The organism is Rhodococcus sp. NPDC019647, from assembly GCF_044389235.1.
GTDB lineage: Bacteria > Actinomycetota > Actinomycetes > Mycobacteriales > Mycobacteriaceae > Rhodococcus_F > Rhodococcus_F oxybenzonivorans.
Genome location: NZ_JBIRXS010000007.1, coordinates 72,809 through 84,939 on the forward strand (window position 1 = coordinate 72,809; position 12,131 = coordinate 84,939).

Annotated in this window: 10 protein-coding genes; 7 read left to right on the forward strand and 3 right to left on the reverse strand. The window is 66.2% G+C overall.

Annotated features, from left to right (window positions below):
* Positions 1-37: 37 nt before the first annotated feature.
* Genes ACH49N_RS16120 through ACH49N_RS16130 form a run of 3 tightly spaced genes read left to right on the forward strand, consistent with a single transcriptional unit; the run spans position 38 to position 6,037 of the window.
* Positions 38-4,936, forward strand: a complete 4,899-nt coding sequence (locus ACH49N_RS16120; RefSeq protein ID WP_358274544.1) for an NAD-glutamate dehydrogenase — start codon at positions 38-40, stop codon at positions 4,934-4,936.
* A complete protein-coding gene (locus tag ACH49N_RS16125) occupies positions 4,933-5,358 on the forward strand; it encodes a thioesterase family protein (protein ID WP_159921304.1) in 426 nt (141 codons plus the stop codon). Before ACH49N_RS16120 ends, ACH49N_RS16125 begins: the two co-directional genes overlap by 4 nt.
* Positions 5,351-6,037, forward strand: coding sequence for a hypothetical protein (locus tag ACH49N_RS16130; protein WP_358274542.1), 687 nt, complete (start codon positions 5,351-5,353; stop codon positions 6,035-6,037). Before ACH49N_RS16125 ends, ACH49N_RS16130 begins: the two co-directional genes overlap by 8 nt.
* Positions 6,038-6,041: 4 nt before the next feature.
* Here the strand turns inward: ACH49N_RS16130 and ACH49N_RS16135 are convergent, their stop codons facing one another.
* The 3 genes from ACH49N_RS16135 to ACH49N_RS16145 all read right to left on the reverse strand — a co-directional run bounded on the left by ACH49N_RS16135 (position 6,042) and on the right by ACH49N_RS16145 (position 9,002).
* A complete protein-coding gene (locus tag ACH49N_RS16135; RefSeq protein WP_358274540.1) occupies positions 6,042-6,953 on the reverse strand; it encodes an EamA family transporter in 912 nt (303 codons plus the stop codon).
* Complete coding sequence (locus ACH49N_RS16140) at positions 6,941-8,539, reverse strand: glycoside hydrolase family 13 protein (protein ID WP_317746307.1); 1,599 nt, start codon at positions 8,537-8,539, stop codon at positions 6,941-6,943. The genes ACH49N_RS16135 and ACH49N_RS16140 overlap by 13 nt, the downstream gene beginning before the upstream one ends.
* Before the next feature lie 67 nt (positions 8,540-8,606).
* A complete protein-coding gene (locus ACH49N_RS16145; RefSeq protein ID WP_283254015.1) occupies positions 8,607-9,002 on the reverse strand; it encodes a globin in 396 nt (131 codons plus the stop codon).
* Positions 9,003-9,189: 187 nt separating this feature from the next.
* Between ACH49N_RS16145 and ACH49N_RS16150 the strand changes: the two genes are divergently transcribed.
* The 4 genes from ACH49N_RS16150 (at position 9,190) to dinB (ending at position 12,040) form a co-directional block, all read left to right on the forward strand.
* Positions 9,190-9,861, forward strand: a complete 672-nt coding sequence (locus ACH49N_RS16150; protein WP_201453553.1) for an HNH endonuclease — start codon at positions 9,190-9,192, stop codon at positions 9,859-9,861.
* Positions 9,862-9,937: 76 nt separating this feature from the next.
* Positions 9,938-10,198, forward strand: coding sequence for a hypothetical protein (locus ACH49N_RS16155; RefSeq protein ID WP_109328832.1), 261 nt, complete (start codon positions 9,938-9,940; stop codon positions 10,196-10,198).
* Positions 10,185-10,664 (forward strand): DUF5130 domain-containing protein, encoded by a 480-nt coding sequence (locus ACH49N_RS16160; RefSeq protein ID WP_317768638.1) that lies wholly within the window; start codon positions 10,185-10,187, stop codon positions 10,662-10,664. Before ACH49N_RS16155 ends, ACH49N_RS16160 begins: the two co-directional genes overlap by 14 nt.
* 149 nt (positions 10,665-10,813) lie before the next feature.
* Positions 10,814-12,040, forward strand: a complete 1,227-nt coding sequence (dinB, locus tag ACH49N_RS16165; protein ID WP_358274538.1) for a DNA polymerase IV — start codon at positions 10,814-10,816, stop codon at positions 12,038-12,040.
* The last annotated feature ends 91 nt before the right edge of the window (positions 12,041-12,131 follow it).

Consider the following 12,131-nt stretch of genomic DNA (forward strand, 5'->3'; position numbering starts at 1 on the left):
TGCCCGCGGCGATCGGACGAAGAGGATGTGATCACCGATGACGGAATCGGCAGCGCTGAGGGATGCGGAGTGGGCCCGGAACCTGCCCGAGGCGCTGAGATCTCAGGTGCCGGCCCTCGCTGCCACGTACTTTCGGCATGTCGATCGTGGCGACAGTGAAAGCGCGGTCAACGGTGCCTCCGACGCCGTGCTCGCCGCCCACCTGACACTGGCACTGCAACGCCCGCCGGAGCGAGCCGTCACCCGGGTGTATCGCCCCGGAGACGGCCACCACCTCGGCGCATCCCTGCAGATCGTCAACGACGACATGCCGTTGCTGGTGGAGTCGATCACCGGGCTGCTCAACCGACTCGGTATCGGCATCAGCGAATTCGTCCACCCCATCATCTCGGTACACCGCGATCCCATCGGGGCGCTGCGCGGAATCCTGCTCGGCGACAAGGACACTGACACCACCGAGCATCGCCTCACCGAGTCCTGGATTCACGTTCAACTCGACCCGCGCGCAGAAGCCACCGTCCTGGACAGGCTGGAGACGGAAGTCGGGAACGTCCTGTCGGATGTTCGCCAGGTGGTCCGGGACACCGACGCCATGCGGACTCTCCAGCGGAACCTGGCCGACCAACTCGAGGCGTCGGCGCCGAGGCCGGGCGCTACGAAGGAAGACTTGGAAGACTGCGCCGACCTCCTTCGGTGGATGTCGCAGGGCAATTACGCAGCGCTGGGGTACCGCCGATTCGAGCTGGGCGAGCGCGACTCGACAGGACAGCGGAAACTCGAGGTCGTCCCGGGTAGCGGACTCGGGCTGCTGCGGTCCGACACCGTCACCGACGGACAGTTCGGCCTGCCCCCGGCGGCGGAGATTCCGGACCGCCCGCTGCTGGTTCTGACCCAGGGGTCGTTTCCGGCCACCGTGCACCGTTCGGTGTACCCGTTCTATGTCGGGGTGAGCATTCTCGACTCGAACGGCACCATCGTGGGCGAGCACCGGTTCCTCGGTGTCTTCACGGTCACCGCACTGCACGAGAACGTCCTCGACATCCCAGTCATCGCACGCCGCGTGCGTGCAGTGATCGATCGGGCGGGCTTTCAGCTCAACTCGTACTCCGGGCAGGCCATGCTCGAGGTCATCCAATCGTTCCCGCGGGCGGAACTGTTCTCCAGCGACGCCGACACGTTGTTCGACACCGTCACGGCCGTGCACAGCATCGGGTTGCGCAGGCAGCTCCGTCTGTTCGTGCGGGAGGACTTTCTGGGCAGGTTCGTCTCCTGCCTGATCTACCTTCCCCGGGACCGATACACGACGCGCGTGCGGATCGCGATGCAGAACATTCTCCTACGGGAACTGGGAGGGGGCACACTCGAGTACACCGCACGCGTCACGGAACTCGACCTTGCACTGTTGCACGTCACCATCCGCAGGACTGCTGAGGAGATGGGCACCAGACTGGCTCTGTCGGACGCCGATCGTGAGCGCATCCAGGCGATGCTGTCCGAGGCGAGCCGCAGCTGGGACGATCATCTCGGTGATCTCGTCGCGGTCACACCCGGGGCGGATTCGGTTCTGGTGCAACGTTATGCGGACGCTCTGCCCGAGGGGTACAAGGAAGACTTCGACCCCGCGCGTGCTCTGGACGACCTGGTGCGACTCGAATCGCTGGACGAGGGCACGATCGATCTTCATCTCTACCGTGACCCCGACGCCGTGGTCGGTCACTGGCGTCTCACGCTGTACGTCGGGGGCGAGGGAATTTCGCTGAGCAAGGTGCTTCCCGTCCTGCAGAGTCTGGGAGTCGAGGTACTCGACGAACGGCCCTATGCGGTTCCCCGGCCGGACGGCTTCAGTTGCTGGATCTATGATTTCGGGCTGTCGGTTCCGGCCGAGTTGCTGCGCGATTCAGTGGAGGACGACCTGGACGCCGAGTTGGCGGACGAGGGTGCGAGCTCGGCGCCGAAACTGCAGGAACGGTTCACCGAAGCTTTCACCGCTGTGTGGTTCGGACGTGCCGAGGCGGACCGGTTCAACGAACTGGTCCTCCGGGCCGGGTTGGCGTGGCGGCAGGCGGCAATTTTGCGCGCGTACGCGAAATATCTGCGGCAGGCCGGGTTTCCTTACAGCCAGTTTCACATCGAGGGCGTGGCACTGGCCAATCCGCGTTCGGCGTGCACCCTGGTCGAACTGTTCGAGGCCATGTTCGATCCCGAAACTCCCTCCGTCGAACGGGTGTCCGAGCTCGAGACGCGGTTGAGGCACTTCATCGACAGAGTCGTCAGCCTCGACGCGGACCGCATTTTGCGGGGCCTCTTCGGCCTGATCCAAGCCACCTTGCGTACCAATTACTTCGTCACGGACGAGGCCGGCAACCGACGCGAGTATTTGTCCGTCAAGCTCGATCCGTCGAAAATTATGGAGTTGCCGAAGCCGCGCCCGAAGTTCGAAATCTTCGTCTACTCACCGCATGTCGAGGGCGTCCACCTACGATTCGGGCCGGTAGCCCGTGGTGGTCTTCGCTGGTCGGACCGACGCGAGGATTTCCGCACCGAGATCCTGGGCCTGGCGAAGGCGCAGGCAGTGAAGAATGCCGTGATCGTGCCCGTGGGTGCGAAAGGCGGATTCGTCGTCAAAAATTCGCCGGTTCCCACGGGCGATGCGGCGCTCGACCGGATGCAGGCGCTCGAGGCCGGTCAGAACAGGTACCGCACCTTCATCTCCGGGCTGTTGGACCTCACCGACAATGTCGACCAGGCGTCGGGCAGGGTGGTACCGCCCCCCGGGGTTGTGCGCCGGGACGGTGACGACCGGTATCTGGTCGTCGCCGCAGACAAGGGCACCGCCAAGTTCTCGGACCTCGCCAATTCCGTTGCCCAGCAGTACGGATTCTGGTTGGGCGACGCCTTCGCATCCGGTGGGTCGGCGGGATACGACCACAAGGAAATGGGCATCACCGCGCGGGGCGCGTGGGAGAGCGTGAAGCGGCATTTCCGGGAAGTGGGGCTGGACACGGCGCGCGAGGACTTCACCGTCGTCGGTGTCGGGGACATGAGCGGTGACGTCTTCGGAAATGGAATGCTGCTGAGCCGGCACATTCGTCTGGTCGCGGCATTCGACCATCGCCACGTTTTCCTCGACCCCGATCCCGATGCAGCGCGGTCCTTTGGGGAGCGATCCCGCCTGTTCGCTCTGCCTCGTTCGTCGTGGGCAGACTACGACACCAGCCTGATCAGCGACGGCGGGGGCGTGTGGGACCGGACTCGCAAATCGGTTCCGATCAGCGCTCCGGCACGCGCGGCTCTCGGGCTGGACGACACGATCACCGAACTGTCCCCGCCGGAACTTGTCCGTGCGATCCTGCGGGCACCGGTCGACCTGGTGTGGAACGGCGGTATCGGCACATACATCAAGGCGTCGGGCGAAACCAATGCGATGGTCGGCGACAAGAGCAACGACGCCGTCCGGATCGACGGCAACGAGGTGCGTGCCCGAGTCGTGGGGGAGGGTGGCAACCTCGGGGTGACCGCTCTGGGACGAATCGAATACAGCCAGAACGGTGGACGAATCAACACCGACGCCATCGACAACTCGGCAGGGGTCGATTGCTCCGACCACGAAGTGAACATCAAGATCCTGCTCGATTCCCTCGTGAACAGTGGCGCGTTGCCGTCCGAGGAGCGCAACCCGCTCCTGGCCTCGATGACCGACGAGGTCGCCGACCTCGTCCTCGCCGACAACGTCGCACAGAACAACCTGCTCGGTGTCTCACGGACGAGTGCGGTACCGATGCTCACCGTGCACCGGCGGCAGATCGCCGACCTGGTGAAGCGGCGCGGACTCGATCGGAAAATCGAGGTGCTGCCCACCGACGCCGAGATCACGCGCCGCCGTCAGGCCGGTCAGGGCCTGACGTCGCCGGAACTCGCCACGCTCGTCGCCCATGTGAAGCTGGCGCTGAAGGATGATCTCCTCGCCACCGACCTGCCCGACAGCGACACGTTCGCGCCGCGCCTCCCGCGCTACTTCCCGAAAATACTGCGGGAGCGCTTCCGGACAGCGATCAAGGCGCACCCCCTGCGCCGGCAGATCGTGGCGACCATGCTCGCGAACGAGACCATCGACAACGGCGGCATCACCTTCGCGTACCGGTTGGCGGACGAGTCCGGAGCGAGCAGCACCGACGCCATTCGTGCCTACGCCGCAGTCACCGAAATCTTCGCCCTCCCCGATGTGTGGGCGCGCATCCGGTCCGAACACCTGCCGGCCGCGCTCGAGGACGATCTGATTCTCGAATCGGGGCGGGTCCTCGATCGTGCGTCGCGGTGGTTCCTCACCAACCGGCCGCAGCCGCTGGCCGTGGGAGCCGAGATCGCGCGTTACTCCACCGATGTCCGGAAGATGTCCCCTAAAGTCCCGCACCTGCTCAAAGGCCATCAGGTCGAGGACCTCGAAACCCGGGTACGGCCGTTGATTCTCCGCGGGGCGCCCGAGGACATCGCCTTCGAGGTATTCCGCCTGCTCGATCTGTACTGCCTCCTCGATATCAGCGACGTGTCGGACATCGCTGAGCGGGATATCGACGAGGTGGCCGAGCTGTACTACGAACTCGACGCCCACCTCGGGATCGACTGGCTGCTCAGCGCTGTCTCCACGCTGGCTCGCGGTGACCGGTGGCATTCACTGGCACGGCTGGCGTTGCGGGACGACCTCTACAGTTCGCTGCGGCAGCTCACGATGGAGGTGCTCCTCGGCGGCGAGCCGGACGAGAGTCCGCGCGAGAAGATCGACGACTGGGAATCGACCAATGCCTCCCGACTGGGTCGGGCGAGGTCCGCTCTCACCGAAATTTTCGAGTCTGGGACCCTTGACCTCGCGACGCTCTCGGTGGCGGCGCGTCAGGTACGCAGCATGGTGCGAGGTGTGGGCACCCGATCGGAGGTATGACGTTGAGCGAGGGTTTTCACGCGGAGGTCGAAGTTCGGTGGTCGGACATGGACGTCTTTCAGCACATCAACCACGCTCGCATGGTCACCTTGCTGGAGGAAGCGCGGATTCCCTGGCTGTTCGAGAATGATCGTCCGACGGTCACGCTGCGCGACGGCGCCGTCGTCGCCGACCTCCACGTTCGTTATCGCGGGCAGCTTCGGCACAGCGACTCTCCACTCGACGTCCTGATGTGGGTGCAGAAGGTGCGGGCGGTCGATTTCACGATCGCGTACGAAGTGCGCCCGAAGGGGGTCGACATATCGGTGCCGGCGTCGATCGTGGCGTCGACGCAGATCGCGGCCTTCGACATCGACACGCAGCGGCTGCGCAGGCTCACCGCCGTCGAGCGCGAGTATCTGGAGAGCTGGCAGCGTGTATGAGCGGACCCTGTCCATTCCGGATTCCACGGAGCGGGGTGACCTCGCCACGTTCGTCGCACGCGTCGTCCGTTTGGACGAATCAGCGGTGGTCCGCCTGCGCCAACGGGGCGCGAATCGGCTGACCGTTTGGGCGGCAACAGGATTCGATGTCCTCGCAGTGCGCACAGTCGGTGGGTCCGTCTCCCCGGACGATACGTCCGCCGCCGGTGACCAGCTGCTCATGGCACTGCGATCGGTGAATGCGGGTGACATCGACCCCGGATACTCGATGGACTCGGCGTGGCGGGGCGCACTGCCGCCCGCGGAGGGTTTCGTGCACATCGACGACGTCCCGGCGCGGGTGCTGGTCGACCTCGCCCAACGCGGAGCCGCCCTGGCGCAGGAGCACGGAAGCAGTCAGGGTCCTCCCGCGTCGCTGCTCGATCAAGAGGTGCTGCAGGTGCACGGTGCCGGGCAGACGGTGGGTGTTGCCATGCGGGTGGTGTTCGCCCTCACAGCACTCGGATTCATTCCGCACGCGGGCTCGGATCGCCTGACCGCCGACATCGACCTCGAACGCATCGACGCCTCGGAGCTGGTCCGGGTCCGCGCCACCGCGTCGTGGCTGCGGGTGGATGCCCGGTTCGGGTCCGTCTACCGTCACCGCGGCGGGACGATCCCGCTGTCGGTCACCCGCTAGCACCTCACGGTGTTCGCAGTGTGCTCACCGCGAGGACGGCAAGTGACGCGACCACCGCGGCCATCCCGATGCCCGCGACGACGGTCAGTTCCTCGCCGAGTATCGCGGTACCCAGGAGCGCCGCGACGACGGGCTCGGTGAGCGTGAGCGTGGCAACCGTGGCGGGCGGGAGACGGCGCAGCCCGGCCGCGAACAGTAAGTAGGCCAGCACCGTCGGAACGAGCACCAGATAGCCGGCCGCGGCGGCCCCCGCTGCCGTGTTGAGACCGCCGGGCCAGGTCGCGATCAGAACGGGCAGCAAGAACAAGCCGCCGAGCCCGAACATCTGTCCCATGGCGGCCTCGGGACCTGCCCCAGCTTCCATCAGGGACGAGCCCGCCACCGTGTAGGTGGCGTAGCCGAGGCCCGCGATCAGTGCGGGGACTGCGCCGGCGAGCATGTCGGACGAGTCGGTGTTTGCGCCGGTCCCCGCCACGATCAATGCCATTCCGGCCACTGCGATCACCGTGGATACCGCCCATAACGGGCCGGGCCGGTGTCGATGGACCGCCCATTGGAGTGCGCCGGTGAATGCGGGGCCGGAGCCGAGCGCGATCATCGTCCCGGCCGCGACCCCCGCGCTCTGCACACCACTGAAGAACCCGAGTTGGTAGGCGGCCACACCCAGTCCGCCGCACACGGCCGGCAGGTACCGACGGGCTCCGGGTGCGCATTCGAATCCGAGGCCTCCCCGTAGCGCCGCGAAGGCGGCGAGAAGAGCCCCGGCTGCGGCTACCCGGGCAGAGCCGACTGCCAGCGGGTCGAGATCGAACCCGAGTGAACGGGAGGCGAGTGCCTGAGCGGTCCCTGTGGTTCCGAACAGGATCGAGGCGGCGACGACGGCCGCGACGGCGGGGGTGCGCGTCAGATGAGCCACGCAGCAGCGTTAGGGGGCAGCTGCCCGTCGACGAGGGGCGCGCTGCTCAGAAGTACTTCGCCCGGCGGCAGCGAGATGGGTGCATCGGTGGCGTTCAGCGCGCAGATGAGACCACCGCCACGACGGAACGCGAAGCAGCCGGGGGGACTCCCGTACCAGTCGACGCCGGGACCGGAGAACTCCGGGCGGAGCTCGCGCAGTTCGAGCGCAGCGCGGTAGAGGGAGAGAGTGGAGGTGACATCCTCGAGCTGCGCCTCCGCCGTGAGCGACGACCACTCCTCGGGCATCGGAAGCCACGTCGACGCGCCGGTGGTGAACCCGAACGGCGGTTCGGTGCCCTCCCAGGGGAGCGGGACTCGGCACCCGTCACGACCCCGTTCGGTGTGTCCGGAACGCTCCCACACCGGGTCCTGCAGGGCGTCGTCGGGAAGGTCTACGTTGGGCAACCCCAGCTCGGCGCCGTTGTAGATGAACGTGGTGCCGGGCAGCGCCAGTTCGACCAGAGCCATGGCGCGGGCGCGGGCGAGGCCGATCACACCACCGCCGTAACGGGTGACCTCCCGGTCGACGTCATGATTGGACAGCGTCCAGGTGGGCGTGGCACCCACCTGTTCGACCGCTGCCAGGGAATTCTCGATGGCCTCGCGCACGGATTCCGCCGAGAATTCGGCCTCGGCAAGGCGGAAATTGAAGCCGAGATTCAGCTCGTCGGGGCGGATGTACTCACCGAAGCGCACGTTGTCGCGCACCCAGATCTCCCCGACCGCCATGGCGCCGGGGTATTCGTTCAGGATCTTGCGTATCCCGCGGTGGATGTCATGGACGGACGGGTGGTTGAACCGCGGGTCGTCATCGGCGTTCTGCAGAAGTGCGTTGGTGTCCCAGTCGTGGTCCGGCAAGCCCTCGGGTTTGGCCATTCCGTGGGCGACGTCGATGCGGAAACCGTCGACGCCCCGATCCAGCCAGAATCGGAGCGTCTTCTCGAGGTCCTCGAACACCTCGGGGTTGTTCCAGTTCAGGTCGGGCTGTTCCGCGGCGAACAGGTGCAGATACCACTGCCCGGGCCGGCCGTCGGGCTCGGTGATCCTCGTCCATGCGGGACCACCGAAGATGCTCGGCCAGTTGTTCGGCGGTTCGGAGCCATCCGGTCCCCGGCCATCCCGGAAAATGTAGCGGTCCCGTTCGGGGCTGTCCGGCGACGCCTGGAGGGCGGCTCGAAACCACTCGTGCTCGATGCTGGTGTGATTGGGGACCAGGTCCATCGTGACTTTGATCTGGCGAGCGTGCGCGGCTTCGATCAAGTCGTCCATGGCGTCGACGTCGCCGAACAGCGGATCGATGTCGCGAGGATCGGACACGTCGTAACCGTGATCGGCCATGGGTGACCGCATCACCGGGCTCAACCAGAGGGCGTCGACACCCAGCAGTTCCAGGTATCCGAGTTTCTCCTGCACACCTCGGAGGTCGCCGACACCGTCACCGTTCGCGTCGGCGAACGAGCGCGGGTAGATCTGGTAGAAGACCGCTTCGGACCACCAGGGTGCCGGCTGCATGTCGTCGGCGGACGTTTCGGCGGGAGTACTCACAAACGCCCATCGTGCCAAAGGTTCGCGTGCACCACGAGTCGACCGGCGGAATCGACGCGGCGCCCGTTCAGAACGCGGAGTTCACCATCGACGCCGCAGCCATCTCCATGTAGTCGGTCAGGGCGCGCCGATGTGCGTCGTCAAGGGTTTCCGAATCGATGGAGGCAATGGCCGTGTGCATGCATCGCAGCCAGGCGTCGCGCTCGAGGGGGCCGATCTTGAAGGGGTGGTGGCGCATCCGCAGGCGCGGATGTCCCCGTTCGTCGGAATAGGTGTGCGGTCCACCCCAGTACTGCTCGAGAAACATCCGCATCCGGCGCTCGGCCGGACCCAGATCTTCCTCCGGGTACAGGGGCCGGACAATGTCGTCCTTGGCGACTTCCTCGTAGAACCGCGCGGTGAGCTTGCGGAACGTCTCCGCTCCGCCCACCGCCTCGTAGAAGGTCTGCTGCACGTCAGTCATGGCATCTCCCATTGTGCACGTGCCTTCGGGGAACTCGTGCCGCCGGATACCCCGGCCGTTCCCGGCAGGGCGTTTCCACGGCGGCGTCACCGTCCGTTCATCCGCCGTCCCTGCAAGTTTGTCGAAAAATGGGCGTGCACGGGCAGGCATTTCATGATGCACTTGGTGGCAATCTCTCGGAGGTCGCATGAAGAATCGACACAGCGCCCGCGCGCACCGACAACGTGTGCCCACTGATGCCCGGAGTGCCGAGGTGTCAGGGGCGTTTGCACTACAAGTGATTACCGAAGGCTCCGCGCAGCGCGCAGGGCCTTCTTTCCCGGTCGAGAACGCGGTACCCCTCTGGGTCAAGCGTCGGGTGCTGCTGCTCAATGTCACCTATGAGCCCCTCACCGCCCTCCCGGCCCGACGCGCAGTCGTCCTCATGACCTGCGGAAAAGCCGACACGGTCCACGAAGATCCGCAGGCGCCGGTCGTGCACTCCGAGCAGTGGTCGGTGCAGGTACCGTCCGTGATCCGTCTCCGGAACTATGTCCGCGTGCCCTATCGCGCCCGCATCCCGATGACCCGTGCGGCACTCATGCACCGCGACCGGTTCCGCTGCGCGTACTGCGGGGCCAAAGCAGAGACCGTCGATCACGTCGTTCCCCGCAGCCGCGGTGGGGAGCACTCGTGGGAGAACTGCGTGGCCTGCTGCGCGCCGTGCAACCATCGAAAGGCGGACAAACTCCTCAGCGAACTCGGATGGACGCTGCGGGCCGCCCTGGTGCCGCCCTCGGGTCCGCACTGGCGTCTGCTGGCATCCACCAAAGATCTCCATCCCTCGTGGATGCCCTACCTGGGCGAAGGCGCAGCCTGACACTCCGGTCGCTCGCTCGCGGAGAACTTCGGCCCTGACGCTTCGTCGCACACGGTTCTCGGCTACCGTTTGCCGTGTGAGCATTCTCGAGACAGTGCTGATATTCGTAGGAATCCCGGCGTTGATCACCGCTTTCTTCGCGGCGATGTCGTTCGTCGGCAAGAAGACGCCCGGTCCCGTGCCGCCTGCATTCCACCTCGGTGAGGAATGGACGCACGCACCCGTGTTGTGGAGTGCCGTCGACGAGGTGACCACCCATGGTCACCACGGGGGGCACCATTCCGCTGTGGCCGGCTCGGCAGATCTGATTGGAGGCAGGGCAAGTGGCAAGTGGTGATCTGATTCCCGCGTCCCGGGTATCCGAGGAAGATCTGCCCGTGGGCCACGTGGTGACGGCCAGTGGCCGGATCTCGGGCGTGCACCGCGCGGGTGAGCCTTTCGAGGACGACCTGCCGTTCACGACGGACGAACTCGTCCGCCTCGACGATGCTCTCACCGAAGGCACCCGGAAGACGAAGGTACGGTTCAACGCCTACATCGGCGATCTCGGCGTCGACACCGCTGTCGGAGCGGATGCACTGTTCCCGAGCACGCCGGAGGCGGAGCGTTCCGTTCTGATCGCAGTCTCGCCGAACCAGCGGACGGTCGAGATCCGCAGCGGCGTCGCGGTGGCCGATCGCGTAACCGACCGTGTCGCCCAGCTCGGCGCCACCGCCGCCGTCTCGTCGTTCGGCGACGGCGATCTGATCGACGGACTCGTCAGCGCGATCCGCGTGATGAGTGCGGCGATCTCTTCCCCGTAACTCCGGTAGTACCGGCTTTTCCGACGGCCCGGCGAGATTCAGTCCACTGAACCGCGCCGGGCCGTCGGCTGTCGAACAGGTGCCGGGAGGGGGTCGAGCGCCTTCCGCGAGGAGGACACTCGACTTCTGTCGGTGGTCGATGCGAACATATGTTCGTGTCGTCGTCTTCGCGCCCCCGGATCTCGAGCGGTCCCGACGCGACCATCTTGCATGCCGACCTCGATGCGTTCTATGCCTCGGTGGAGCAGCGAGACGATCCCAGCCTGCGTGGCCTGCCGGTGATCGTGGGCGGCGGTGTCGTACTGGCAGCCAGTTACGAGGCAAAGGCCTACGGGGTTCGCACGGCCAGCAGCGCGTCTCGGGCGCTTCACCTGTGCCCGCATGCAGTCGTGGTGCCTCCGCGTATGTCGGCGTACGCGGCCGCGAGCAAGGCCGTGTTCGACGTGTTCGCGCACACCACCCCGCTCGTGGAAGGCCTGTCGATCGACGAGGCTTTCCTCGACGTCGCCGGCCTACGCAAGATCGCGGGGACCCCGGTCGAGATCGCCGCCCGACTGCGCCGCGAGGTGCGCGAGCAGGTGGGCTTGCCCATCACCGTCGGCGTTGCCCGCACCAAATTTCTCGCGAAGGTGGCGAGTGCGGTGGGAAAGCCCGACGGCCTGTTGCACGTGCCGCCCGATCGGGAACTGGAGTTCCTCCATCCGTTGCCGGTCGAACGGCTGTGGGGCGTCGGTGCGATCACGTCCGGAAAGCTCCGCGACGCGGGGATCGGGACAGTGGGTCAGTTGGCCCACTACCCGGAAGAGGTGTTGGTCACCATCGTCGGTCCCGCTGCGGGGCACCACTTACACGCGCTCGCGTGGGCCCGCGATCCCCGTCCGGTGGAGGTCGGACGAAGGCGGAGATCGGTGGGCGCCCAGCACGCGCTCGGTAGGCGCCCGAAGTCGCGGGAGGACGTCGACGCTGCCCTCGTCACCTTGGTCGATCGGGTGACGCGCCGGCTTCGCCGCGGTCGGCGGGTCGGGAGGACGGTGGTACTCCGACTGCGTTTCGACGACTTCACGCGGGTCACCCGTTCGCATACTCTCGTGCAGCCGTCGGCGCAGACGCAGACCATTCTTCTCTCGGCGCGGGGCTTGCTGGACAAGGCGATGCCGATGATCGAGTCGAAGGGAATCACCCTCGTCGGTGTCGCCGTCGCGAATCTCGAGGACGATTGCCCGCAGCAACTGGCACTGCCGTTCGACCCTTATTCCAGCAGTTCCCTCGACACCACACTCGACAGCGTCCGCGACCGCTTCGGGTCTTCGGCCGTCACGCGTGCCGTACTCCTCGGCAGGGACCCCGGCATTTCGGTGCCGATCCTGCCGGACTGACACGGTTCCTGAAGGCTCGTACGTCCTCGGCGGACGCTGCGGGGCGAAGGAACCTTTCGGCGCACCTGACGCGTCGAAAGATCCATTCGCC

Bases quoted from the DNA above. Each gene is read 5' to 3' on its own strand.
- ACH49N_RS16120 (WP_358274544.1), top strand. From the start codon at position 38: ATGACGGAATCGGCAGCGCTGAGGGATGCGGAGTGGGCCCGGAACCTG.
- ACH49N_RS16125 (WP_159921304.1), top strand. From the start codon at position 4,933: ATGACGTTGAGCGAGGGTTTTCACGCGGAGGTCGAAGTTCGGTGGTCG.
- ACH49N_RS16145 (WP_283254015.1), bottom strand. From the start codon at position 9,002: ATGACTGACGTGCAGCAGACCTTCTACGAGGCGGTGGGCGGAGCGGAG.
- ACH49N_RS16150 (WP_201453553.1), top strand. From the start codon at position 9,190: ATGAAGAATCGACACAGCGCCCGCGCGCACCGACAACGTGTGCCCACT.
- dinB (WP_358274538.1), top strand. From the start codon at position 10,814: ATGTTCGTGTCGTCGTCTTCGCGCCCCCGGATCTCGAGCGGTCCCGAC.